This window comes from Streptomyces sp. NPDC034111 (assembly GCF_055575375.1).
The window spans coordinates 13,905-37,308 of sequence record NZ_JBVIST010000002.1; the positions used below are offsets into that span (position 1 = coordinate 13,905).

At 71.5% G+C, this 23,404-nt stretch carries 22 protein-coding genes; 12 read left to right on the forward strand and 10 right to left on the reverse strand.

Features of this window, described 5'->3' with window-relative positions:
* Positions 1 to 20 precede the first annotated feature (20 nt).
* From ACZ55A_RS05810 to ACZ55A_RS05855, 10 genes are all read right to left on the reverse strand, one after another.
* On the reverse strand, positions 21 to 935 hold the full coding sequence (locus ACZ55A_RS05810; protein ID WP_468836562.1) for a cyclase family protein: 915 nt from the start codon (positions 933 to 935) through the stop codon (positions 21 to 23).
* Between the two features lie 293 nt (positions 936 to 1,228).
* Positions 1,229 to 2,623, reverse strand: a complete 1,395-nt coding sequence (locus ACZ55A_RS05815; RefSeq protein ID WP_468834772.1) for an FAD/NAD(P)-binding protein — start codon at positions 2,621 to 2,623, stop codon at positions 1,229 to 1,231.
* On the reverse strand, positions 2,616 to 3,875 hold the full coding sequence (locus ACZ55A_RS05820) for a sulfate adenylyltransferase subunit 1 (RefSeq protein WP_468834775.1): 1,260 nt from the start codon (positions 3,873 to 3,875) through the stop codon (positions 2,616 to 2,618). The genes ACZ55A_RS05815 and ACZ55A_RS05820 overlap by 8 nt, the downstream gene beginning before the upstream one ends.
* Positions 3,875 to 4,810, reverse strand: coding sequence for a sulfate adenylyltransferase subunit CysD (gene cysD / locus ACZ55A_RS05825; protein WP_468834780.1), 936 nt, complete (start codon positions 4,808 to 4,810; stop codon positions 3,875 to 3,877). The genes ACZ55A_RS05820 and cysD overlap by 1 nt, the downstream gene beginning before the upstream one ends.
* The gene (cysC, locus tag ACZ55A_RS05830) at positions 4,807 to 5,367 is read right to left on the reverse strand and encodes an adenylyl-sulfate kinase (protein WP_468834784.1); all 561 of its coding nucleotides are present in this window, start codon (positions 5,365 to 5,367) and stop codon (positions 4,807 to 4,809) included. The genes cysD and cysC overlap by 4 nt, the downstream gene beginning before the upstream one ends.
* Entirely contained in the window at positions 5,364 to 7,220 is a 1,857-nt protein-coding gene (locus ACZ55A_RS05835; protein WP_468834788.1) for a M20/M25/M40 family metallo-hydrolase, read from the reverse strand. The genes cysC and ACZ55A_RS05835 overlap by 4 nt, the downstream gene beginning before the upstream one ends.
* A gap of 60 nt (positions 7,221 to 7,280) precedes the next feature.
* Entirely contained in the window at positions 7,281 to 8,489 is a 1,209-nt protein-coding gene (locus tag ACZ55A_RS05840; RefSeq protein ID WP_468834794.1) for an MFS transporter, read from the reverse strand.
* 11 nt (positions 8,490 to 8,500) lie between these two features.
* Positions 8,501 to 9,271 carry an SDR family NAD(P)-dependent oxidoreductase gene (locus tag ACZ55A_RS05845; protein ID WP_468834797.1) on the reverse strand — a complete coding sequence of 257 codons (771 nt, stop codon included), beginning with the start codon at positions 9,269 to 9,271 and terminating at the stop codon, positions 8,501 to 8,503.
* Positions 9,271 to 10,236 carry a sulfotransferase gene (locus ACZ55A_RS05850; RefSeq protein WP_468834800.1) on the reverse strand — a complete coding sequence of 322 codons (966 nt, stop codon included), beginning with the start codon at positions 10,234 to 10,236 and terminating at the stop codon, positions 9,271 to 9,273. The genes ACZ55A_RS05845 and ACZ55A_RS05850 overlap by 1 nt, the downstream gene beginning before the upstream one ends.
* A 59-nt stretch (positions 10,237 to 10,295) precedes the next feature.
* A complete protein-coding gene (locus ACZ55A_RS05855) occupies positions 10,296 to 11,189 on the reverse strand; it encodes a family 3 encapsulin nanocompartment shell protein (protein WP_468834803.1) in 894 nt (297 codons plus the stop codon).
* A 280-nt stretch (positions 11,190 to 11,469) separates the two neighbouring features.
* Here ACZ55A_RS05855 and lysW point away from each other — a divergent pair, with 280 nt between their 5' ends.
* The 12 genes from lysW to ACZ55A_RS05915 are packed head-to-tail and all read left to right on the forward strand — an operon-like array spanning position 11,470 to position 23,403.
* Positions 11,470 to 11,640, forward strand: coding sequence for a lysine biosynthesis protein LysW (lysW, locus tag ACZ55A_RS05860; RefSeq protein ID WP_468834806.1), 171 nt, complete (start codon positions 11,470 to 11,472; stop codon positions 11,638 to 11,640).
* A gap of 2 nt (positions 11,641 to 11,642) precedes the next feature.
* Positions 11,643 to 12,506, forward strand: coding sequence for a RimK family alpha-L-glutamate ligase (locus ACZ55A_RS05865; protein WP_468834809.1), 864 nt, complete (start codon positions 11,643 to 11,645; stop codon positions 12,504 to 12,506).
* Positions 12,503 to 13,528, forward strand: coding sequence for an N-acetyl-gamma-glutamyl-phosphate reductase (gene argC, locus ACZ55A_RS05870; RefSeq protein ID WP_468834817.1), 1,026 nt, complete (start codon positions 12,503 to 12,505; stop codon positions 13,526 to 13,528). The genes ACZ55A_RS05865 and argC overlap by 4 nt, the downstream gene beginning before the upstream one ends.
* A gap of 30 nt (positions 13,529 to 13,558) precedes the next feature.
* Complete coding sequence (locus ACZ55A_RS05875; protein WP_468834821.1) at positions 13,559 to 14,425, forward strand: transketolase; 867 nt, start codon at positions 13,559 to 13,561, stop codon at positions 14,423 to 14,425.
* The gene (locus tag ACZ55A_RS05880) at positions 14,422 to 15,426 is read left to right on the forward strand and encodes a transketolase family protein (RefSeq protein WP_468834826.1); all 1,005 of its coding nucleotides are present in this window, start codon (positions 14,422 to 14,424) and stop codon (positions 15,424 to 15,426) included. Before ACZ55A_RS05875 ends, ACZ55A_RS05880 begins: the two co-directional genes overlap by 4 nt.
* Positions 15,423 to 17,096, forward strand: coding sequence for an AMP-binding protein (locus ACZ55A_RS05885; RefSeq protein ID WP_468834829.1), 1,674 nt, complete (start codon positions 15,423 to 15,425; stop codon positions 17,094 to 17,096). The genes ACZ55A_RS05880 and ACZ55A_RS05885 overlap by 4 nt, the downstream gene beginning before the upstream one ends.
* Positions 17,097 to 17,107: 11 nt before the next feature.
* Positions 17,108 to 18,253 carry an acyl-CoA dehydrogenase family protein gene (locus tag ACZ55A_RS05890; protein ID WP_468834833.1) on the forward strand — a complete coding sequence of 382 codons (1,146 nt, stop codon included), beginning with the start codon at positions 17,108 to 17,110 and terminating at the stop codon, positions 18,251 to 18,253.
* Positions 18,250 to 19,182 (forward strand): MBL fold metallo-hydrolase, encoded by a 933-nt coding sequence (locus tag ACZ55A_RS05895; RefSeq protein WP_468834836.1) that lies wholly within the window; start codon positions 18,250 to 18,252, stop codon positions 19,180 to 19,182. Before ACZ55A_RS05890 ends, ACZ55A_RS05895 begins: the two co-directional genes overlap by 4 nt.
* On the forward strand, positions 19,183 to 20,199 hold the full coding sequence (locus ACZ55A_RS05900) for a ketoacyl-ACP synthase III family protein (protein WP_468834838.1): 1,017 nt from the start codon (positions 19,183 to 19,185) through the stop codon (positions 20,197 to 20,199).
* A gap of 12 nt (positions 20,200 to 20,211) precedes the next feature.
* A complete protein-coding gene (locus ACZ55A_RS05905; RefSeq protein WP_468834841.1) occupies positions 20,212 to 20,856 on the forward strand; it encodes a hypothetical protein in 645 nt (214 codons plus the stop codon).
* Positions 20,843 to 22,549 (forward strand): GH3 family acyl-acid amido synthetase, encoded by a 1,707-nt coding sequence (locus ACZ55A_RS05910; protein WP_468834847.1) that lies wholly within the window; start codon positions 20,843 to 20,845, stop codon positions 22,547 to 22,549. The genes ACZ55A_RS05905 and ACZ55A_RS05910 overlap by 14 nt, the downstream gene beginning before the upstream one ends.
* Positions 22,546 to 23,403 (forward strand): class I SAM-dependent methyltransferase, encoded by an 858-nt coding sequence (locus ACZ55A_RS05915; RefSeq protein WP_468834851.1) that lies wholly within the window; start codon positions 22,546 to 22,548, stop codon positions 23,401 to 23,403. The genes ACZ55A_RS05910 and ACZ55A_RS05915 overlap by 4 nt, the downstream gene beginning before the upstream one ends.
* Position 23,404 lies beyond the last annotated feature (1 nt).

Sequence of the window (23,404 nt, forward strand, 5' to 3'; positions counted from 1 at the left end):
CGGCCCGCGTCCCGGCACGGTCACAGGACGGCGATCGGGTTCACCGGCGAACCGGTGGCGGCCGGGAGCCGCAGGGGGGCGACCACGCACAGGAAGTGCCAGCGGCGCAGCTGTTCGCACACCGGTACCAGTTCCTCGAAGTCCAGGTAGTCCATCAGGTGCAGCCCCATGGCGTGCATGGCCAGCACATGCACCGGAAACGGGACCTCGGTCACCACGCTGGGGGCCGTGTCGTTGTTGCCGTCCGACCCCAGGACGGCCACCCGACGCTCGGCCAGGAAGCGCATCGCTTCCGGGTGGAGGCCCGCCCGCGCCTGCGCCGCGTTCCAGGCGCCGAGGCTCCGGCGCCTACGGCGGTGCCCGACGCGTACCAGCAGCAGGTCGCCCGGCCCGACCGTGACGTCCTGGGCGTTCTCGGCCGCCGCGAGGTCGTCGGCGGTCACGTGGTCACCGGGGTCGAGCCACGGCACGCCGCGCAGGCGCGGGATGTCCAGGAGGACGCCGCGGCCGACGATGCCGTCCCGCACCAGGTCCAGCGTGAGCGCGCCGGCACCGTCCGGCGTCACGCTGCTCGCCGGGACACCGCCGTAGAGCTCGCCGTCGAACAGCACGTGGCACAGCGCGTCGAGGTGGCTGTCGGCGTCCCCGTGCACGTTCATGGCGAACCGGTCGAGGGCGAAGTGCAGTCCCGGGGCTTCGGTCTCACCGGGCGCCGGTGCGGTCATCCGGTGGGAGGCGGGCTGCGGGTTGTCGGGCCCCGGTGCGGTCTCGATGGGAGCGGCGAGCGACACCGTGCGTCCGGACCGCACCGCGGTGGCGGCGGCCGCCACCCGCTCGGGGGTGAGGTGGCCCAGCGCGCCGCGCCGGTGATCCGTGCCGTCCAGCGCCTGCTCACGTAGCCGGCGGTAGAGGGACCGGAAGGCCGCCTCGGACACCGGGTGCGGCGCAGCGGGGTGCGCCGACGGGGGGTGCGGTTGCGCACTCACGGTGACTGCTGTCCGGGCCGGGCGGGGCGCCGCGGCTCACTGGGGCGGGATACGGAACGCCGGTTCGTTTCCGTTCGTACGATCCGTCACGTGAGCTCCTCCTCGTTCGGCGCAGGGCTCTGGTTCCACTGTCGGCCTCCACCGGTCCCCGCGCATCCCGGGGTCAGCCGTGCGTTGCCCGCCGGCCGGGGTTCTTCCGGAGAAGGACCTCCCTGCGCCGGCCTGCGCGGCATACGCACGCCCTATGTCGTGGACAGGATGTCGGCGGTACCGGTGTGTGCTGCTGCCACGGAGAGCACCGAGGTGGCGATGTCCGTGGCCTGAACGCGGATTTCGGGGATCGCCGTGGTCTCCCAGAGGTTCCCCAACCGCAGGGCGCCAAGGGCCCACAGGGGCGCGGGGGTGTGCCCGTCGAGGGGGACGAGCCTGCCGTCGGGTGCGGTGTCCAGCCCCAGGCCGAGCGGGCCGGGGCGGGCCGCGCCGCTTCTCAGCAGGGCGCTGAGGAACGGGTCGGTGGAATCGTGGACGGAGCGGGGCGCGCCGGTGCAGTTCACGACGGCGCCCACCTCCAGCGACCGCCCGTCGGCGAGACGGATGTGCACACCACCAGGGGTGGGAGTGGCCTGGGTGACCCGGCCGGAGGTGACGCTCAGCCTGCCCTCGGTGCGGGCGGTGGCCAGGGCGTCGGCGGTCTGCGGCGGCATGCGATGCCGGTGCACTTCCCAGCGGCGGAGGTCCTCGGCCAGGAAGCGGCACCGGTCGTCCGGGCTCAGCCGCTGCCACAGCGAGGAGGACCAGGGCCGCAGACCGTCGATCGCCGGCCGCCAGTCTCCGTGCAGACGGCGGCAGACGGCCGCGTGGTGCAGCACCATCCGGCGCAGGGCGGGCAGATCGGCACACTCACCGTAGGGCGGCGGCGGAACCGTCGGTGACGGTTGCCGGGTGTGCCGCTGGGGCACCAGGCCGTGCCGGGAGACGGCATGGACGGTCCGCCCGGGCCTGGTGAGGGAGAGGGCGAGGTCCGCCATGGTCAGCCCGGTTCCCATGAGCAGCACATCGGACTCCGGCGGCACCGCATCGAGCGCGCCCGGCCGCCACGGATCGGAGATGATCCGTGGCGAACTCACCGGGTGCGGCAACCAGCCGCCGCCCGACCGGGGTTGGCCCAGCGCGAGGACCACCGCCTGGGCGCGCAGGCGGCCGCCCGAGGCGAAGGCCAGGTGCGGACCGTCCTCGACGGCGAGGTCCACGACCCGTTCATGGCGCCGCCGGAAGCGCCCGAAGGCGGAGCTCTCGACCGCCCGGGCCAAGTGGTCGGACAGATAGTGGCCGTAGTGCCGGCGGGCGACGAACTCCCCGGGGCCGACCCTTCTGCCGAGCTTCCCGGAGAGCCACGAGGTGAAGTCGTCCGGCCGGTCGGGCCGCGCGCTCAGCCTGCCCGACGGCACGTTCAGGAGGTGCCGCGGATCGGTGGTCGAGTACGCGGTTCCCTGCCCGGTCGCCGTCGCCGGGTCGATCAGCTGGACCTCGAGGGGAAGCCGTGCCAGGGCGGCCGCATCGAGCAGCCGCGCTGCCGTGAGGGTGCCGGCCGCCCCGGCACCCACCACGGCGACGGTGGAGAACGCCCCCTCAGCCATCACTCGGCCGTGCCATTCCAGCGGCCAGGGTGGTGCCGTCGGCCGGGTCGATGAGGAGGAAGGAGCCGGTGCGCCGCGAATCGGCGTACGCGTCCAGGGAGAGGGGTTCGGCGGTCCTGACCACGAGCCGGCCGATGTCGTTCGCGACCAGTTCGGCCGGGGCCGGGTGGTCGGAGAGATCGTCCAGGGTGAGGCGGGAGGGGATGTCCTTGACGACGGCCTTCACGGTCCGCGTGGTGTGCGTGAGCAGTACGCGGTCCCCCGCCTTCAGCGGGCGGTCCGAGACATGGCAGACGGTCGCCTCGACGTCCTGGGTGGGTACCGGAGCGGTGGCGGACGGGGCGATCAGATCGCCCCGTGAGACATCCAGGTCGTCCGCCAGCCGGACGGTGACGGACTGGGGCGCCCAGGCCGCGTCCGTGGCCCGGCCCAGGACGTCGATGCCGTCGATCGTGCTGGTGCGGCCGGACGGCAGAACGGTGACGGCGTCACCGACGCGCAGCACGCCGGAGGCGATCTGGCCCGCGTAGCCGCGGTAGTCGGGGTGTTCGGCGCTCTGCGGCCGGATGACGTACTGCACCGGGAAGCGCGCCACGTCCTGCGCCGGGTCCGAGACCACCGACACGGTTTCCAGGTGCTCCAGCACGGTCGGGCCGCCGTACCAGTCCATGTGGGCCGAGGGCGTCACGACGTTGTCGCCGGCCAGCGCCGAGACGGGGATGGTGGTGATCTCCGGTACGCCGAGGGAAGCGGCGTAGGCGGTGAACTCCTCGGCGATGGCGGCGAAGACGGGCTCGGCGTAGTCGACCAGGTCCATCTTGTTGACCGCGAGGACGACATGCGGGACGCGCAGCAGGGCGGTGACCGCGGCGTGCCGGCGGGTCTGCTCGACCACGCCGTTGCGGGCGTCGACGAGTACGAGCGCGAGGTCTGCCGTGGAGGCGCCGGTGACCATGTTGCGGGTGTACTGCACATGGCCGGGGGTGTCGGCGAGGATGAAGCGGCGCTTGGGGGTGGCGAAGTAACGGTAGGCCACGTCGATGGTGATGCCCTGCTCGCGCTCGGCGCGCAGTCCGTCCGTCAGCAGCGCCAGGTCCGGCGCCTGCTGGCCACGCCGCTGCGAGGCCGCTTCGACGGCTTCCAGCTGGTCGGCGAGGACCGATTTCGAATCGTGGAGCAGCCGCCCGACGAGAGTGGACTTGCCGTCGTCCACCGACCCCGCGGTCGCAAAACGCAATGTGTCAACGATCATCAGAAGTACCCCTCGCGCTTGCGGTCCTCCATGGCGGCCTCGGACAGCTTGTCGTCGGCCCTCGTCGCGCCCCGCTCGGTCAGCCGGGACGCGGCGATCTCGGCGATGACCTTCTCGACGGTGTCTGCGTCGGACTCGACCGCTCCGGTGCAGGACATGTCGCCGACGGTGCGGTAGCGCACCTTCCTCACTTCGAGCTGTTCATCGTCCCTCGGGCCGCCCCATCCGCCGGGGGCCAGCCACATCCCGTTCCTGTGGAAGACCTTCCGCTCGTGGACGTAGTAGATGGCGGGCAGTTCGATCTTTTCCCGGGAGATGTACTGCCACACGTCCAGCTCGGTCCAGTTGGACAGCGGGAAGACCCGGACGTGCTCACCGGGCGAGTGCCGGCCGTTGTAGAGCTGCCACAGCTCGGGACGCTGCCGGCGCGGGTCCCAGCCGCCGAACTCGTCGCGCAGCGAGAACACCCGCTCCTTGGCGCGCGCCTTCTCCTCGTCCCGGCGGCCACCGCCGAAGACCGCATCGAAACGGTTCTTCTCGATGGCGTCCAGCAGCGGCACGGTCTGGAGCGGGTTACGGGTACCGTCGGGGCGCTCCTGAAGCGTGCCCGCGTCGATGAAGTCCTGTACGGCGGCGACGTGCAGGCGCAAGCCGTGCCGCTCCACGGTGCGGTCGCGGTAGTCCAGAACCTCGGGGAAGTTGTGCCCGGTGTCGACGTGCAGGAGGGAGAAGGGGATCGCGGCGGGCGCGAACGCCTTCAGCGCCAGGTGCAGCATGACGATGGAGTCCTTGCCGCCGGAGAACAGGATCACCGGCCGCTCGAACTCACCCGCCACCTCGCGGAAGATGTGCACCGCCTCGGACTCCAGCGCGTCCAGGTGGGTGAGCGCATACGGTCTGCCGGTCTCGCCGGCGCGTGCTGCCGCAGTGGTCATGCCAGCCCTTTCTCGATGAGCAGCGTCTGCACCGCCGCCGCGGACTCCGCCACGGTCTGGAGGTGCGATTCGATCCGCAGATCCGGCGCCGTCGGCTCCTCGTACGGGTCGTCCACGCCGGTCAGACCGGAGATCTCACCAGCCGCCTGCTTGGCGTACAGCCCCTTCACATCGCGCTCGGAGCACACCTCGACGGGCGTGGCCACATGCACTTCGAGGAACGTGGTGGCGCTCTGTTCGTGCCGCTTGCGCACCGCCTCGCGGACATCGGCGTACGGCGCGATCACCGGGACGAGCACGGTGACGCCGTTGCGCGCCAGCACCTCGGCGACCAGGCCGATCCGCTGCACATTGCGGCGCCGGTCCTCGGGTGAGAAGCCGAGTTCGGACGAGAGCGACATCCGCAGCTCGTCGCCGTCGAGTACCTCCACCCGCCGGTGCCCGCCGCGCAGCAGCTCGGCGACGGCGCGTGCGATGGTGCTCTTGCCGGCGCTCGGCAGACCGGTGAGCCAGACGGTCGAGCCGGGCCAGCAGGTGCAGTGCGAAGCGTCGCTCACAGTGCGCTCCACTCTCGGACGGCAGTGGCCAGCACGGTGCGGGCCGCCCGGAACTCCGCCGCGTCGATGTGCTCGTGGGGCGTGTGGTCGAGCTTTGCGTCACCGGGCCCGTAGGCCACCATGGGGACGCCCTGCCAGGTGGTTGCCAGGGTGTTCATATCGCTGCTGCCCTTCTTGAGCAGGAAACGGGGTGTCACCTCCGCGGCGCGGAACGCCCGCTGGAAGACCTTCACCAGGCTGCTGGAGCGCCCCGTCGCCACACCCGGTGTGGCCCGCAGGACTTCGAGCTCCACCGGAGCGGCGACCGCGGCCCGCAGCGCGGCCAGCAGTTCCTCCACGTCGAGCGCGGGCGGGACCCGCACATCCACCACCGCTTCACCGGCCTGCACATCACCCTGGTTGCGCGCATGGATGCCGAGCACCGCGGTCATGGCTTCCTCGTCCAGCCGCTCGACGGCCTGCCGGACGGCGCGCAGCGCTTCGACCATCCGGTCGCCCGCCGTGCGCACGCCCTTGCCCGCCGTGTGCTCGGTGTGCTCGGAGACGCTCAGCCGGACCTTGACCAGGCCGTAGTAGCCGATGGTCAGCGCGGCGGCGCCGCTCGGTTCGCCGATGATCACAGCGTCGGCCGGATAGTGATCGCGGACGTGGAAGGCGCCGGCCGCGGTGATCTCTTCCTCGACCGCCCCGACCACCCGCAGCTGCACATCGTCGGGCACGTCGAGTTCGGCCAGCGTCTGGAGATACGTCACCAGGCTCGCCTTGGCGTCGACGCTTCCGCGTCCGGTGAGCACCTCACCGTCCCAACGGGCGGGCCAACGGTGCGGAACGGTGTCGAGATGGCCGAGCATCAGGAGCCGCCGCGAGCCCGTACCTCGGGTGGCCACCAGGTTGCCGGCCGCGTCGATCTTGGCGTCAATTCCCTGCGCCGTGCACCACTGCGCGAGGAACTCCGCGATCTCCCGCTCGTCCCGGGAGACGGACGACAGCTCCACGGCGCGGGCGAGGAGGGTGAGGTCCTCCGCGGGAGCCGGCGCCCGCCAGAACCAGGTGGCCTCGGCGGTGGACAGCGTGTGCGGGCCGGTGATGGCGATGTCGCAGGTGCCCTCCAGCGCGATCTCCGCGGCCCGTACCTTCTGCCGCATCCGGCCGCGGGCGTACTGCTGCCCCTCGCCGGCGTGGGCGTGGCGCAGGGTGCTGGTGGGCGACGCCGGATCGGTGAGCAGCCCCGCGGTGCCGGTGACCAGCCGGAGGTGGTCGGCGTCCATGGCCTTGGCGACTTCGGCCGCCAGGACGTCGGCGTCCACGTTCAGGGCGGTGCCGCCGTCGTCGGCGGCGACCGGCGGGGAGAGGCACACCACGTCGAAGGCGGCCAGCAGACTGGTCAGCCGGGGTGCGTCCACGGCGCTCACCGTGCCCGCACGATGGTCGCGGACCAGCCGCGTCCGGCCCTCGTCCACCACGCGCAGCGGTCCGTTGGCCTGCGCCCGCACCAGCGAACCGGTACGGGAGACGGTGGCGAACACGGACATGCCGCGGCCGGTGAGTTCCTTCTCGATCAAGGGCAGCGTGATCTGTTCGTAGGCCGCGACGATATGCGGTATCTCGTCCGGCGGGCAGTATCGTATTTCGTCGCCGTCGCGCGAGGTCACGGTGCGGATGTCGCGGCCGATGGCGCGGTAGTGCTCCTTGATGCCGGCCGCGCCGCCCGCGATGACCAGCAGCCGGGCGCCGCGCTGGTGCAGCGCGTGGAGTTCGTCGAAGACCTGGGTGTGTGCGAGGCTCGCGCTGCCCAGCTTGACCACATAGAGCGCGGCATCGCGAGAGCTGGCTACTTCCCCCAAAGTGGGCATGCCAGAGTTGCCTTTCGTGCGAGTACGGAAAGGGTGCTGTGCGGGCCGGGACGGCCGGGATCAGCCGGTCGGCACGGCCAGTTGCCGGTTGCGGCGCCGGGCCGCTGCGGTGCCGGTGAACAGCGACCCCAGGACGGCCACCGCGGACAGCAGGAATGTCGCGGTGTAGCTCACCTCGGCGAGCAGTCCGCCGAGCAGCCCCGCGACGCCGACGGCAACGTCGAAGAAGGAGGTGATGGCGCCGAGAGCGGCCCCTCGTTCGGCTTCCGGAGAGGTGTCGATGGTGATGAGGGCCAGGGCGGGGTAGAGCAGGGTGAAGCCGCCGCCGGCGATGAGCGCCCCGACCGCGGCCGGCCACAGGGACGGGGCGAAGGCGATGAGCACCATGCCGATCGCCTCGACCGAGGCGGAGACCACAATCACCGGCAGGGCGCCGATACGGTCCGGCATCCGTCCTGCGACCAGCCGGACCACGACATAGGCGACGCTGAACAGGCTGATCAGCAAGGAGCCGTTGGCGATACCGCGGGCGCTCAGCGACAGCGCACCGAAGCTCGCCACCGCGGCGTAGCCGAAGGCACCGCAGCCCAGCGAGAGGCCGGGCAGCACCGAGGACGGCGGCAGCAGCCGGCCGGAGACCGCGGTGCCGAGGCGTGCGCTGTTGGGGAGCAGGAAGAGCACGGTGACCGCGAGCGCGGGGAGGACCGAGGCGAGCGTCCACACGGCGCCGAACGATCCGACGCGGAACACCACATCGCCCAGGACCGGCCCCACCGTGAGTCCGGTCCACATCGCCAGCCCGTAGAAGCCGACGATCTGTCCACGGCGTTCCGGAGGGGTCAGCGACACCGTCCACACCGACCCGGCGGTGAAGAGGAACGCCTCTCCGACGCCCATGACCAGCCGCGCCAGGAGGAGGCCGGGCAGGCCCAGCGGCAGCGCGTACAGTCCGCCGACGACGATGATGAGCAGGGCGCCGCACATCATGACCGGTCGGCTGCCCCGCCGTTGGGCGACCTGTCCTGCGTACGGCCGGACCAGCAGTGCCACCACGCCGGAGACCGTGAAGGTCGCGCCGACCTCGAACGGTGAACCGTGCAGCTGCTCGGTGACCAGTCTGGGAATGACCGGTATCACCAGGCCGAACGACGCGAAGGTGCAGAACAGCGCGGTGATGACGCCCACGAACGTGCGGACCCAGGGCTGCCGCCCCGGCGCCTCCGTGGACGGGACCACCGGTGTCTTCGCCGGCAACGCTTCCTTGCTCACATTCTCCTCCGTCAGCCGATACCGCGGGTGTTGCCCCCGTCCGCCACCAACACGGTGCCGGTGACGAACGCCGCCTGTTCGCTGGCGAGGAACGCGGCCAGACTGCCGAGATCCTCGGCCCGTCCTATCCGGCCCAGCGGCAGTCCCCTGGCGACCTCGGCGAGGCGGTCCTCCACCTCCGCCCCGTACTGCTCGTCGAGGATCGGTGTCCGGTGGAAGCCGGGGGCAAGAACATTGACGGTCACTCCGCTCGCGCCGAGCGAGTGCACCAGTCCTTTGACGAAGCCCAGTACGCCGAGCCGGGCGACGGAGGACAGGCCGCTGCCGGGGTGCGGCTGGCGCACCGCCTCGGAGGTGATCATGACGATCCGGCCCCAGCCCGCTTCGGTGAGGTACGGCTTCGCGGCCAGCGACAGCGACACATGGGGCAGCAGGTTGTCGTTGACCGCCTGGCGGTACTCCGCGACCTCGAAGCTCTCCACCGGGCCGAACGGCACGCCGCCGGAGTTGGTCACCACGATGTGCAGCGCGCCGAACTCCTCGGCCGTGTGCCGGACCCATGCGGCGGCCGCGTCCTCGTCCCGCAGGTCGACGACGGTGCTGAGGACCCGGCCCGGGCCGCAGCCGTCCACCTCCGCATGGGCGCGCGCCAGCTTGTCCGGATCCCTGCCGCACAGCGAGACATGGGCGCCCTCCGCGGCGAGGGTGCGCGCGACGGCGAGGCCGAGGCCGCTGCTCGACGCCGCGACAAGGGCGCAGCGTCCTTCGAGTCCGAGATCCACTATCGGGGATACCTTTCCGGCGAGGGCCATACGCGTCCGGGCAGCACGGGGTAGCCGTAGCGGACGAGCAGCGGGGCGGTCAGCGCCGTCACCGTCGCGGTGTCGGCGCGGGACAGTTCGGTGTGCCAGCGGGCGTCGGGACGGATCAGGGTCTCGCCCTGGCGCAGCCGGTCGGGGTTGCCGGTGACGGTGTGGTTCCCGTTCAGCCACACCTTCCCGGACCGGTCCACGGGGGACTCGTCGTCGAGGCCGGCGAACCGCAGCACCTCGGTGACGACCTCCTGCGGGCGGACCACCAGGTCCTCGTGCCGGACCCGCAGATACCGGCCGGGGGCGCTCTCGCCGATCAGGTCCGACGCGAGGTTGAAGGCGGTCCAGTAATTGCTGCTGCGGGCCGGGCTCATCGGGTCGATGTACTGCTTGCTGCGCCGGTACGACAGCGCGGTGGCCCGGGGGTCACGCACGACGTGGAGCACCCGGACGTCGAGGTCGGTGCGGCCCAGCAGTGCCGCCGCCTCCGCCGGGTACTTCGAGCCGTCCACGATCAGCCGCTCGCCGCCCTCGCGGGCGACCAGCCGGTAGATGTCGGCCGTACGGTCGAGGAGTTCGGTGATGCCGGGTGCGGGTACCGCCGCGCCGCGCGCCTCGGCGAGCCGGGTCCGGGTGTGGCGGGTCCTGAGCAGAGCGTGCTGACGCATCATCATGTGGTGTGCGGTGGCGGTGACATCGGGTGTCGCCGACTGGTTGGCCTTGAGAACTGCCGACCACAGGTGGCAGTCACTCAGGCCGAGCCCGCAGCCGCACTCGGAGTTGGTTCCGGATTCCAGTACTCCGTTCTGCCACAGGTAGTGCAGCTCGCCGACATGCAAGACCCCGGGAAGTTCATTGAGGACATTGCCCAGCAGAGTACTGCCGCTGCGCATCCAGCCGGTGATGTAGAGGACGCGTGGGAGCTTTTCGGCCATCGGGGGTGGGGGTCCTTCCGTCGTCATCGCAGGGCGGCCGCCTTCGGGAACATGCGCGCTCAGTCCCGCGACAGCAGCAGGAAGTGCTGCGGCAGGTGAACGGCGAGTCCGACGCGGGTGGTTGCCTCGATGAGGTCACAGCCGTCCGGGCCGGCACCGCGGCGCAGCGCCAGCGACGCCACGTCCGGCACGAGGAGCGTGGCCGCGGCCCGGAAGTCGCCGAGCAGCACCTGGTCACGTCCGATCATGCGGGTGCGGGAGACGGTGATGCCGGCCTTGGCGAGCAGTTCGAGGACGCCGCCCTTGACCAACTCCCAGTAGGTGAAGGGGTGGACGACGATGCCGTCGCACGAGCCGCCGGTCTCCTCGACCTCGGCGGCCGCGGAGGTGAGGGCCTCGGCGAGGTCGCTGCCCAGCCGCCCCTCGCGGCTGTCGGGGAGCGTGAGCAGTCCGGGGATCTTCTTGTCCGCGGTGCCGTGCAGCAGGGCGTCGTTCTCCCTGGCGGACAGCCGTACCAGCACCCGGTAGTCGACGAAGGACGCCAGCAGACTGGGCTCGTCCAGCAGGCCGACGGGCAGCGGGACGGAGACCGAAAGATCGGTGAGTTCGGCCTCGTTCAGCCGCGGGGCGAAGGCGGCCTCGGGCGTGGTGGCGTACGAGGTGCCGGAGGCGCTCAGCGCGGCGGCGGGGGGCTCGTGCACGAAGGGCACGGTGCGGTCGGGCACGGACGCGGTCTTCAGCAGATGGCGCACGGCGTAGCGCGGACGCGTCGCGAAGAGCGGGAAGACGGCCGGAAGATGGGCCCGGAAGGGAATGACAAGGTCCTCGGCGGCGTCCGCTCCCCGCACGGACCAGGCGAACTCCTCGCCCGGCGTGCGGGTGTGCAGTGCCGGGTCGGCGAGTGCGACGCGCACGCCCTCGTGGATGGCGGCGCCGGCGGCAGCTCCCTGCATGACAACTCCTCGTGGTGCGCATGGATATGCGGAAGAAGGGGTGTGGCAATGGACAGTAGACGTATTCACCGGCCGGCCAGGGCCCTCGTCCGCTGTAGCTCTTTATGGGCCACATAACGCCGTCTTATTTCTTCGTTCAAATAAGCTGCGGTGATGGGAACAAAAACAATCCGTACCTGGTTCGCCCGTCCGTTCCGGCGTTACTGTTTCCTCGCCGCGCCGCAGTGAATTCAGCAACTGCGGTGCGAGCACAGCCATTTCTGACTCCCTTGGAGGACGCATGTCCGTCGCGGCGTGTCCTGAGTGCGACGCTCAGGTGCAGATCGAGCCGAATACCCGGGTGAACGAAATCGTCGAGTGCGGCGACTGCCGGAGCGAACTGGAGGTGACCTCGCTGGCTCCGGCGACGCTGACCCAGGCGCCGGAGGTCGAGGAGGACTGGGGAGAGTAGTGGTGAGTTCCCCGGAACCGTCCATAGCCGTGCTGGCCTCCAGGGTCCGCACGGAGGAGAAGCGCATCATGGCGGCGCTCGAAAGGCGCGCGGTCCCCTTCAGCTACGTGGATGCACGAGAACTCTCCGTCATGCTCGGCGGGGGGCCGACGGCCCACCGGGTGTTTCTCAACCGGGAGATCGGGCAATTCCGCGCCGGCTACGCGGCCTCCGCGCTGGAGGCCAGGGGCGCGAAGGTCGTGAACACCGCCGCCGCCACCACCTTGTGCGGCGACAAGTGGCTGACCTCCGTGGCCCTTCAGCGGCGCGGACTGCCCACCCCCAGGACCGCACTGGCCATGACCCCGGACGCGGCGCTGACCGCGCTGGAGGAGATCGGTTACCCGGCGGTGATCAAGCCGCTGGTCGGCTCGTGGGGCCGGCTGGTGACACCGGTGGAAAACCCGCGGATCGCGTCCACGGTCCTCGAGCACATCGCGGCCCTGCCGTCCCCGCAGTCCCACATCGTCTATGTGCAGGAAATGATCCCCAAACTCGACCGCGACATCCGCGTCATCGTGGTGGGCGACGAAGTCCTCGGCGCGACCTATCGCCGGGGTTCCGAATGGCGCACCAATGTCGCCCGGGGCGGAGTCAGTGAATTCTGCGCGCTCAGCGACGAGGACGCCAAACTCGCGGTGACCGCCGCTGACGCGGTCGGCGCGGATATCGCAGGCGTCGATCTCGTCGTCGACAGCGAGGGGATGACATCGGTTCTGGAGGTGAATCACCGAGTGGAATTCGCGGGATTCCAGGAGGCGCAGGGAGACCGCGTGGACGTGGCCGACCACATCGTGCGGCATCTGCTGTCCAAGGCGGCGGCATGATGCGCGTTGCCGTGGTGGGCGGCGCCGGATACATCGGCGGCGAATTGCTGCGTCTGCTGGTCGGCCACCCCGAGGTGGAGCTGGCGGCCGCCACGTCCCGCAGCTTCGCGGGCCGGGCGGTCGCGGGCGTCCATCCGAACCTGCGCGGGCGCACCGAACTGCACTTCTGCGAGCCGGCCTCGCTCGGCGCGTACGACGTACTGTTCCTGGCGGCACCGCACCGGGAGACCATGCGGCGCATGCCGGAATTCCTCGGCCACGCGAAGACGGTCATCGACCTCTCGGGAGACTTCCGGCTCCGTTCCCCGGAGGTGTACGCCGACTATTACGGCGTCCCGCACGAGGCACCCGAAATGCTCGGCTCGTTCACCCCGGGCCTGCCCGAATTCCACCGGGCGGAGCTGGGGACCGCCGACCGTATCTCGGTGCCCGGCTGCATGGCCGCCGCGGGAATCCTCACCCTGGCCCCGGTGGCCCGGGCGGGACTCATCGAGGGTGCGGTCACCGTCGACGCGCGGACCGGCTCCAGCGGATCGGGCGCCACGGCGGGCTCGGGCAATCTGCACGCCGAGCGGAGCGGTGCACTGCGCGTCTTCGCGCCGACCCGCCACCGGCACGAAGCGGAGATGGCCCAGGCGACCGGGCTGACGGTGCGCATGAGCGCCAGCGGTGTGGAGGCCGTCCGCGGTGTCCAGGTGCTGTGCCGGGTGCAGCTGGCACCCGGAGCCGACGAGCGCGCCGTACGGGCCGCCTATCGGGCGAGCTACCAACACGAGCCGTTCGTAAGGGTGGTGGCCGAACGTCGCGGGATCCACCGGTTCCCGGACCCGAAGATCCTCTCCGGGTCCAACTTCTGCGACGTCGGGTTCTCGGTGGACCCGGATGCGCCGCACGCGCTGCTGATCGGGGCGCTGGACAACCTCGTCAAGGGCGGCGCGGGCAACGCCGTGCAGTGCATGAACATCCGGTTCGGCCTGCCCGAGCACACCGGGCTGGAGTTCACCGGTCTGCACCCGAACTGATGCCAATCGACAGCGGGATGGAGTAGAGGGATGAGTGGTGCGATCGCACCGCCGGACATACGGCCCCCGGCCGACACCCAGCGGCTGAAGGCGGCGGCCGGCCGCATCCGGGAACATATCGTCGACATGTGCGCCGGCCGGGAGGGCGGCCACATCGGGGGCTCGATGTCCCTGGTGGAAATTCTGGTGGCGCTCTATTTCGACGCGCTGCGGATCGATCCGGCCCGGCCGGACGACCCGGACCGGGACATCCTGGTGCTGAGCAAGGGCCACGGCGGCATCGGCCTGTACGCCACACTCGCCGAGCGGGGCTTCTTCCCCGCCGAGCGCCTCGCCGAATACGGCACGGCCGGCAGTGAGTTCATGGCCCACCCGCACCCGGAGATTCCGGGAGTGGAGATGCCCACCGGCTCCCTGGGCCACGGGCTGGCCCTGGGCGTCGGGTTCGCCCTGGCCGCCCGCCTCGACCGCAGCGACCGGCGCACCTTCGTCGTGATGGGCGACGGAGAGCTCCAGGAAGGGTCGGTCTGGGAAGCCGCCATGGCGGCCTCCAGCCACGGCCTGGACGGCCTGACGGCCTTCGTCGACCGCAATGAGCTACAGATCACCGGCGGTACGGAACAGGTCGTCCGGCTGGAACCGCTCGCGGAGCGGTGGCGCGCCTTCGGCTGGCACACCTACGAGGTGGACGGCCACGACCTGGACGCGCTGCGTGCCGTACTGCACGCGGCGCCCGAGCCCGGCAAACCCACGATGGTGATCGCCAGGACGGTCAAGGGCAAGGGGCTGTCCTTCGTCGAGGGACAGGCCCGCAGCCATTACGCACGGCTGAGCGACCGCCAGCGGCAGCGCGCGATGAGCGCGCTGCGCGCCACGACCGAGAGGGGCGAAGCGTGAGCGAGACCACCACCGCCGGGCCGAAGCCCGCACTCTCCTCACGGGAGACCTACCGCAACGCCCTGATGGAGCTGCTGCCTTCGGACCCGCGCCTGGTCTGTCTGGACACCGACACCGGACTGTTCAACGGCGTGGACCTCAGCGCGGCCGGTGACCGCTACCTGAACCTGGGCATCGCCGAGCACACCCTCATGGGCGCCGCCGCCGGGCTCGCCCGCAGCGGCCGGATCCCGGTCGTGAACACGATGGCGACCTTCGCGGCGAGCCGGGCGGTGGAGGCGGTGAAGCTCGACATCGCCCTCAACGACCTGCCGGTGAAGATCGCGGCCACCCATTCCGGGCTGTCCGCGGGCCACCTCGGGCCCACGCACCACTCGCTGGAAGACCTCGCGGTCATGCGGGCGCTGCCGAACATGACGGTGGTCGTCCCGACGGACGCGCACACCACCGACCGGCTCTTCCGGCAGTCCCTCGAACTGCCCGGGCCCGTCTACCTCCGCCTCGGCCGCAACGCCACCCCGGACCTCCCGGCCGACGCGCCGCCGGTGGAACTGGGCCGTATCCAGGTCCTGCGGGAGGGCGGCGACCTCACGCTCGCCGCCTGTGGCCCCTACCCCGTCCACCTCGCTCTGGAGGCGGCCGACCAGCTCGCCGCCGACGGTATCGCGGCAACGGTGCTCAACGCCCACACGGTCAAGCCCCTGGACACCCGGACGCTGCGCGAGGCGGCGGTGGCGACCGGTGCGGTGATCACCGTCGAGGAACACTGGCTCAGCGGCGGCTTCGGCGGCGCGGTCGCCGAAACGCTCAGCGAGCTGCCCGGTACCCGGGTCAGCGCGATCGGGGTGCCCGGGGCGTTCGCCTCGGTCGCCGGCAGCCAGCAGTACCAGCTGGAACGCGCGGGGGTCACGTCCTGGGCGGTCGCCGCGCGGGCCAAGGAAATGCTCGGTTCTTCAGGGAGCCCGGCCCACCCGCGGACGACAGGAGAGGACGAACGGTGACCCAGGAACCCAACACGGCCGCCCCGGCCGGCGTTTCCGCGCAGCTCGTCGGCAGGTACCGGGAGGCCGGCTGGTGGCGCGACGAGACCATCCTCGACGATCTGCGGCGTGCGGTCGGCGAACACCCCGAGAAGACGGCCGTGGTGTGCTGGCACACCGACGGCAGGCCCGCCGAGCACCTGACGTACCGGAAGCTGGCGTGGTACGTCGAGCGGCTCGCCGCCGCGCTGGTCGGCCTCGGCGTCAAACGCGGCGACGTGGTGACCCTCCAGCTCCCGAACTCATGGGAGTTCATCGCGCTGTGCCTGGCCTGCGCGCGGGTCGGCGCCATCGCCGGCCCGGTCGTACCGATCATGCGCCGCCGCGAGGTGGAGTTCATGACGCGGCTGACCGGCAGCCCGCTGTACGTGGGCGCCGCCGAGTACCGCGGCTTCTCGTACGCGGAGATGAGTGCCGAGATCGCCGAGGCGGTGCCGACGCTGCGGCACCGGGTGCTGCTCGGCGGCGCGGAGACCGGAGCCACCGGCGCCCTCGACTTCGCGCGCGATCTGCTCGGCAAGGCGTGGGAGGACGAGCATCCGGCGGCGGAGCTGGACGCCCGTGAGGCTGGCCCCGACGACCCGGCCCAGGTCATGTTCACCTCCGGCACCACCGGTGAGCCCAAGGGCGTCGTGCACAGCCACAACACGCTGTACGCGATGAACAAGGCGCAGGCGGACGTGCTGCGGCTGACGTCCGACGAGGTCACCGCGATGGGCTCGCCCACCACTCACCAGGGCGGCTACACCTGGAACTTCGTGATGCCGCTGCTGCTCGGCGCGACCTCGGTCCACATCGACGCATGGGACCCGAAACTCATGCTGCGGATCCTGGAACACGAGGGTGTCACCTTCTTCATGGGCGCGCCCACCTTCCTCGCCGACCTGATCGAGGCGCAGCGGGCCGACCAGCGGGACCTGTCGGCCCTGGCGACCTTCGCCACCGGCAGCGCCCCGGTCGCGCCGGTGGTGGTGGAACGCGCCCGTGAGGTGCTGGGCTGCCGGGTCTATGCCCTGTGGGGCATGACGGAGAACGGCTGTGTCACCGTCACCCGCCCCGAGGAGCCCGTGCTGCGGGCGGCGGAGAGCGACGGGACGGCGGTCCCCGGCATGGAGGTCAGGATCGTCCACCAGGAGACCGGAGCGCCGGTCCCGACGGGCGAGACGGGGCTGTTGCAGGTGCGGGGCGCGAGCCAGTGCCTGAGCTACTTCCGGCGGCCGGAGATCTATGCGGCGTCGCTCACCGAGGACGGCTGGTTCGACACCGGCGACCTCGCCAGGGACGACGGCCACGGCGGTATCCGCATCGCAGGACGGACCAAGGACGTCATCTCGCGCGGTGCGGAGAACATCCCGGTCACCGAGGTGGAGGCGGCGCTGCTGCGGCACCCCGCCATCCGCGATGTGGCGGTGGTCGGCTACCCGGACGAGCGGCTCGGGGAGCGCGCCTGCGCCGTGCTGATCGCCAACGGCACCCCGCCGACCCTCGGCGATCTGCAACACCACCTCGACGGCCTGGCCATGGCCAAGCAGTACTGGCCCGAGCGCATCGAGGTCGTCGAGACGCTGCCCAAGACCCCCTCAGGAAAGATCCAGAAGTTCCGGCTGCGGGCTCAGCTTCAGTCGGACTGAGAGGAAGACAGATGGACTTCGAGTTCACGGACGACCAGAAGGCACTGCGCGAACGGGTCCGCAGCTTCGCGGCGGAGCGGATCGCGCCGGACTACCAGGAGAACGACCGCCGGGGCAGCTACTCCCCCGGGCTCCTGAAGGACATGGCGGCGCAGGGACTCTTCTCGCTCCGCGTCCCGGTCGAATACGGCGGGCAGGGCCTGGACGCGGTGAGTACCGGCATCGTGCTGGAAGAGCTGGCGAAGGCCGACCAGTCCGTGTGCTACCCCGTGCTCAACGCGGCACTGATCGCCGGTGTGCTGAAGGCGAACGGCACCGAGGAACAGCTCGCACGGTGGCTGCCGCCGATCGCCCGCGGTGAGTCCGTCGTCGCCCTGTGTCTGACCGAGCCCGGGCACGGCACCGACGCCGCCGGGATCGAGCTGCCGGCCGTGCCCGAGGGCGAGGGGTGGCGGCTGACCGGCCACAAGACGTCGATCATGATCGGCAGTTACGCCACCCACGGCCTGGTCTTCGCACGTACCGGTGGGCCCGGCGCACGCGGCGTCACCGCGTTCTTCGCCCCGCTTGAGGAGGGCCGGGTCAGCCGCACCCAGCTGTCGGACCTCGGGTGCCGGTCGGCCGGGCGCGCGGCGCTGGAGTTCGACGACCTCGTGGTCGGGCCCGAGGACGTGGTCGGCGCACCGGGGCTGGGCTTCGTCCAGGTCATGCGCGGCTTCGACTACTCGCGCGCGCTCATCGCCCTGATGGCGGTCGGTGCCGCGGGAACCGCCATGGAGCACGCCTTTGCGCACGCACGCGAGCGCGTGGCGTTCGGCCGGCCCATCGGCACGAACCAAGGGGTGGCCTTCCCCCTCGTCGAGCAGGCCACCTATCTGCACGGCGCCCGGCTGCTGGCCTATGAGGCGCTGTGGCGCAACGACGTGGGCAAGGACCACCGGGTCGAGGCCAACATGGCCAAGTGGTGGGCGCCGAAGGCGGCGGTGGAGGCGGCCCATCAGGCGCTGCTCACCCTCGGCCACTTCGGCTGGTCGGAGGACCTGCCGACGGCTCACCGCCTCCGGGACGTGATCGGGCTCCAGCTGGCGGACGGCACCGAGAACGCCACCAAGCTGGTGGTCGCCCGGCAGCTGCTGGGCCGCGAGTACGCGCCGTGAGCGCACCGCCGGCCGCCTGTACGGGCCTCGGTGACGGGGTGTTCGTCGCGGATTCGACCATGGCCGGCTACCCCGGCATGAACGGCGTCTTCCTGATCCCCGGCGCCCGGCCGGCCCTGATCGAGTCGGGCACCGCACTGTCCGCCGCCCGCACCCGGGCGGCCCTGGAGGCCTTCGGGCTCGCCCCCGGCGACCTGGGCTGGATCATCGTGACGCATGTCCACCTCGATCACGCGGGCGGGGCGGGCGAGCTGAGCCGTGCCTTCCCCGCCGCGAAGGTCGTGGTGCACCCCTTCGGGGCGCGTCATCTGGCCGACCCGGCACGGCTGGAGGCCAGCGCCCGACGGGTCCACGGGCCCCTGCTGGACCGGGTGTACGGATCGATGACCCCGGTGGCGGCGGCCCGCATCCAGGCGGCCGAGGACGGTGCCCGCATCGACCTGGGCGACCGGGAGCTGCACATCCTGCACACGCCGGGACACGCCCCGCACCACCTCGTGGTGCAGGACACCGGCACCGGGGTGCTGTTCACCGGGGACGCGGCCGGTGTCCGGGTCGACGGTATGACCTCGGCCCGGCCCGCCTGCCCGCCGCCGCACTTCGACCGGGACGCGGCGGTGGCGAGCATGCGCCGTATGGCGGCGCTGAAGCCGGCCCGGGTCCTGCTGACCCACTTCGGGGATCCCGGCGACCCGGCGGCCTTCCTCGCCGACGCGGAGGACCGGCTCCAGCGGTGGTGTGCGGTGGCGGAGCAGTCGGCGGCCCGCGGCCTCGAGGACGACCTGGAGTCCGAGTTGCTGCGCCGGTTCGCCGGCGACGAAGGCATGCCGTCCGACGACCCCGAGCGGTTCGCGGTGATGGGCGGCTTCGAGTCCAACGCCGCGGGCCTGCGGCACTGGCTACGGACGCGGAACGAGGAGCGCGAGTAAGTGCGTTACGACGATCTCTGGATCAAGAGCACGGGCAGCTACCTGGGCGAACTGCGCCCGGTGGCACCCGACATAGCCGCCGGACGGTATGCGGAGAAGGACGCGCGGGAGGCGGGTACGGTCTCGGTGTCCGTCGCGGATCTCGCGCCGCCGGAGATGGCGGTGCTCGCCGGCCGGGCGGCCGTGGAGGGGGCCGGCGGGTTCGACCCCTCGTCGGTTCTGCATCTGCACGGCAGCACCTACTTCCAGGGCCTCGACATGTGGCCCGCCTCGTGCTGGATCGCCGGGCAGCTGCTCGGCGAGAACCTGGGCGCCCTCTCCCTCCAGACGTCCGCGCTGTCGAACAGCTCACTGGCGTGCCTGGAGATCGCCGGCAGCATGCTGGCCGGCCGGCCTGATCTGTCCGGCGCGCTGCTGACCTGCGCCGACCGGTTCGCACCGCCCGGGATCGACCGGTGGAACATCGACTCGGGAATGGCGTTCGGGGACGGCGCCGCCGCGGCGCTCCTCGGGCGGGGCGGCGGCGCACTGCGGGTGCTGTCGGTCTCCTCGTACACGGACACGACGCTGGAGGGGCTCCAGCGGGGCAACGAGGCCTTCCACCCCGTCTCGCCGACCGCGCTGGAGACGCTTCCCATGCGGCGCAGGGCCCGGGAGTTCTTCGCGCAGGGCGGTATGGCGCCGAAGGAGGCCCGGCAGCGCTCGGTGGACGCGGTGCAGCGCGTCGTCAAGACCGCGCTGGACGAGGCCGGATGCACGATCGCCGACGCCCGCTGGGTCGTCCCGCCGTTCGTGGGCCGCCGGCTCTTCGAGTCGGGCTTCGTCGAACCCCTCGGCCTGGACCCCGACCGGACCCTCTTTCCCTTCGGCCTGACCACCGGCCACCTGGGCTCGGTCGACCAGCTGCTCAGCCTCGACCACCTGATACGGGGCGACCGGCTGCATCCCGGGGACCGCATCGTCCTGATCGGCACCGGCATGGGCTTCACCTTCACCTGTGCCGTGCTCACCGCGTAGAGGAGGATCACATTGCCGCCCGAACACTCCGCATTCTCCGTGCTGTTGGGTGCCGACTTCGCCGGCAAGTCCTCGGTGATGGCCGAGCTCGCGGCGACCCGGCCCGACTGGCGCCTGGTGTCCACCGACGGGGAATTCACCGAATCCGCCTTCCCGTTGGTGGCACAGCTCCGGCGCCATGTGGTCAGCGACGTACTGCCGGGGCTCGGTACGTCCTACTCGCCGGAATTCCTTGCGGCCCTTCTCCAGACCGCGGTCCTCCACCTCCGCGACCGGATAGCGCAATGCGAGCCCGGCACACCGGTGGTGGTGGATTCCTATTACTACAAAATCCTGGCGAAGTGCCGGCTCGCCGGGGTCGGGGAGAACCCGATGTTCACGTGGTGGCGGTCCTTTCCCCGGCCCCGCCGCATCGTGTACCTGGAGGTGCGCCACCGCACGGCCTGGCAGCGCAGCCGCCAGGGCGCCCTGCTCAACCCGCTCGAACACGCCGGATCCCGGCCCACCGAGCTCGCGTTCGAGAGCTACCAGCGCGATCTGCGCAAAATCATGCTCGAAGAGACAAGGGACATTCCCATGACGGTGATCGAGGAATGCGGAGACGTGGCGCGTACCGCGGCCGCGGTACGACGGGCGCTCGCCGATGAAGACCACTGACGGCTGGGGCGCGCCCGGCCACGAACAGCGCTACCGGGAGCGGGTCTTCGCCGAACGTGCCCGGCTGCGCGGGGCCGCTCCGGCGTTCATGGCGCATCAACGGCAGGTACTGGCCGATCTGCTGGAATTCAATGCCGACACGGCATTCGGCCGGGCGCACGGCTTCGGCAGCATCCGCACGATGGATGAATTCCGTCGCGCCGTTCCCGTCCAGGACTACGCGGCCCACGAGCCGTGGATCGAACGCATGGCGGCGGGCGAGGAGAACGTGCTCACCGCTGACCGGCCCGCGGTGTACTTCACCAGCAGCGGAAGTACCGGCGCACACAAGAAGATCCCGGTCACCCCGCGCTTCATGAAGACCACGTTCTTTCCCTTCTATTACGCGGCCTGGGCGCCCTTGATCGAGAGTTTCCCGGATGTACTGGCCCGCCCCGACGCCGTACTGAACCTCAAGCACGACCCGTTGGCCGCCCCGCCCACCACCAGCGACGGCCGTCCGCATGTCGGCGCCAGCCAGGTCGACTTCGGCGAGAAATTCGGCGAGGCGCTGTCCGCCGAGCCGGGCACCGCCGCGCCCTGGGCGACCCTGCCCGTCCCGGTGGCGGCGGACGCGCATCTGGAGAAGATGTATCTGCGGCTGCGGCTGGCCGTGCAGAGCGACGTCCGGTGCCTCATCGGGATCAACCCGGCCATGATCGCTGCCGTGCCGTACCAGCTGAACCTCTGGTGGCCGCGCATCGTCAAGGAGGTACGCGACGGCACCCTCGGTGGACTGCCGTACGGTGCCCCGGCACCCGGGCGAGCGGCCGAACTGGAGCGACTGGCGGACCACTTCGGGACGGTCCGGCCCGCGCACATCTGGCCCCGTATGCGGGCGCTGTTCTGCTGGACCACCGGCGCGGCGGCGCTGTATCTGCCGCGGCTGCGCGAGGAGTTCGGCCCCGGGGTGACCGTCCTGCCGGCGCCCGTGGCCGCGTCCGAGGGACCCGTAGGCGTCGCCTGGGACCGCCACCCCTCCGCGGGCAGCCTGGTGCCCACCGCCTCGGTGTACGAGTTCGTGGACGCCGAACACGACCTCACTCCGGAGGTCGCCACCCTGCTCCCCGACGAACTCGAGGCGGGCCGCGACTACCACGTCATCTTCAGCCACGTGGGCGGGCTCTACCGCTACGCGGTCGGCGACGTGGTCCGGGTCGTGGACCGGGTCGACGGTGTGCCCCGGGTCGCCTACGCGGGCCGCAGCGGGCGGCTGGACGCGGCCGGCGAGCGGCTGCGCGAGGCCCAGGTGATCCGCGCCCTTCAGGCCGCGGCGGGCGACACGGGCCTGGAGCTGCGCAACGCCTCCTGCCGGGTCGCCGGGCCGCCCGGGCGGGCCCCGCACTACCGGTTCGCGGTGGCCCCGCACACACCGTGGACCGAGGAGGAAACCGGCCGCTTCGCAAGGCTGCTGGACGTCCGGCTCGGCGCGCAGTCGCCCGGGTACCGGACGGCTCGCGAGTCCGGGCGGCTCGGCACCCCTGCCCTGCATCTGCTGCCGCACGACGCCTTCCAGCGCGACTGGCACGAGGCGGTCGGCGCCGGAGTACGGCCCACCCAGGTCAAGGACCGCGTCTTCCGGCAGGACCCCGCCCTCTGGCAACGGCTGACCGGCGTGCCCACCACCGACGAAGAGGAACCCCAGCACCCATGACCGAGACCTTGGACGCCGTGGAGCGCACCGCGCTGCTCACCGCCGCGCTGCGCGCCGCAGAGACGCTGCGCGCGGACCGGCTCTACGAAGACCCGTACGCAGCCCGGCTCGTCGGGGACGTCGGCCCCGAGCTGCTGGCGGAGGTCCGTGCCGCGACCTTCCCGCCGGACCGCCCCCGCACGCTGCCCAGCACCCCCGACTACAACGCCATCCGGACGCGGTTCTTCGACGAGTACCTCCAGCGTGCCGCCCGGGAGCCGGGGATGCACCAGATCGTGCTCGCGCCCGCCGGCATGGACTCCCGTGCCTACCGGCTGCCCTGGCCGTCGGACATCCGCTACTTCGAGGTCGACCGGCCTGCTGTGCTCGGCTTCAAGGCCGCGCGGCTGGGCGAGGTCCGGCCCCAGGTGGAGCACCGGACGGTCGCGGTGGACCTGACGGCGGACAGCTGGGAGGACGACCTCATCGCCGCCGGCTACGACCCCGCGCAGCCCTCGACCTGGCTGCTCGAAGGGCTGCTCTACTACATAGCCGAGCCGGACGCCCGGCGCATGCTGGACCGGGTGGCCGCCATCACCGCGCCCGGCAGCCGCTTCGCCGCCGACATCGTCAACGCCGCGGCGCTCACCCTGCCGCACATGCGGGGACTGCTGGACGTCTTCGCGGGCTGGGGCTGCCCCTGGCTGTTCGGTACCGACGACCCCGAGGGGCTGCTCGGCAGCCATGGCTTCGAGGTCGAGGCCGTCCAGCCCGGCGATCCGGGTGCCGACTTCGGCCGCTGGCCCGACCCCGTACCGCCGCGCCATGTGCAGGACGTACGCCGGGTGTTCTTCGTGCACGGGCACCGGCGCTGAC

What these genes read in the sequence shown, in the direction of transcription:
- ACZ55A_RS05815 (WP_468834772.1), bottom strand. Translation starts at nt 2,623, where the DNA reads ATGGCTGAGGGGGCGTTCTCCACCGTCGCCGTGGTGGGTGCCGGGGCG.
- ACZ55A_RS05820 (WP_468834775.1), bottom strand. Translation starts at nt 3,875, where the DNA reads ATGATCGTTGACACATTGCGTTTTGCGACCGCGGGGTCGGTGGACGAC.
- cysD (WP_468834780.1), bottom strand. Translation starts at nt 4,810, where the DNA reads ATGACCACTGCGGCAGCACGCGCCGGCGAGACCGGCAGACCGTATGCG.
- ACZ55A_RS05835 (WP_468834788.1), bottom strand. Translation starts at nt 7,220, where the DNA reads ATGCCCACTTTGGGGGAAGTAGCCAGCTCTCGCGATGCCGCGCTCTAT.
- ACZ55A_RS05850 (WP_468834800.1), bottom strand. Translation starts at nt 10,236, where the DNA reads ATGGCCGAAAAGCTCCCACGCGTCCTCTACATCACCGGCTGGATGCGC.
- ACZ55A_RS05855 (WP_468834803.1), bottom strand. Translation starts at nt 11,189, where the DNA reads ATGCAGGGAGCTGCCGCCGGCGCCGCCATCCACGAGGGCGTGCGCGTC.
- lysW (WP_468834806.1), top strand. Translation starts at nt 11,470, where the DNA reads ATGTCCGTCGCGGCGTGTCCTGAGTGCGACGCTCAGGTGCAGATCGAG.
- argC (WP_468834817.1), top strand. Translation starts at nt 12,503, where the DNA reads ATGATGCGCGTTGCCGTGGTGGGCGGCGCCGGATACATCGGCGGCGAA.
- ACZ55A_RS05875 (WP_468834821.1), top strand. Translation starts at nt 13,559, where the DNA reads ATGAGTGGTGCGATCGCACCGCCGGACATACGGCCCCCGGCCGACACC.
- ACZ55A_RS05890 (WP_468834833.1), top strand. Translation starts at nt 17,108, where the DNA reads ATGGACTTCGAGTTCACGGACGACCAGAAGGCACTGCGCGAACGGGTC.
- ACZ55A_RS05910 (WP_468834847.1), top strand. Translation starts at nt 20,843, where the DNA reads ATGAAGACCACTGACGGCTGGGGCGCGCCCGGCCACGAACAGCGCTAC.
- ACZ55A_RS05915 (WP_468834851.1), top strand. Translation starts at nt 22,546, where the DNA reads ATGACCGAGACCTTGGACGCCGTGGAGCGCACCGCGCTGCTCACCGCC.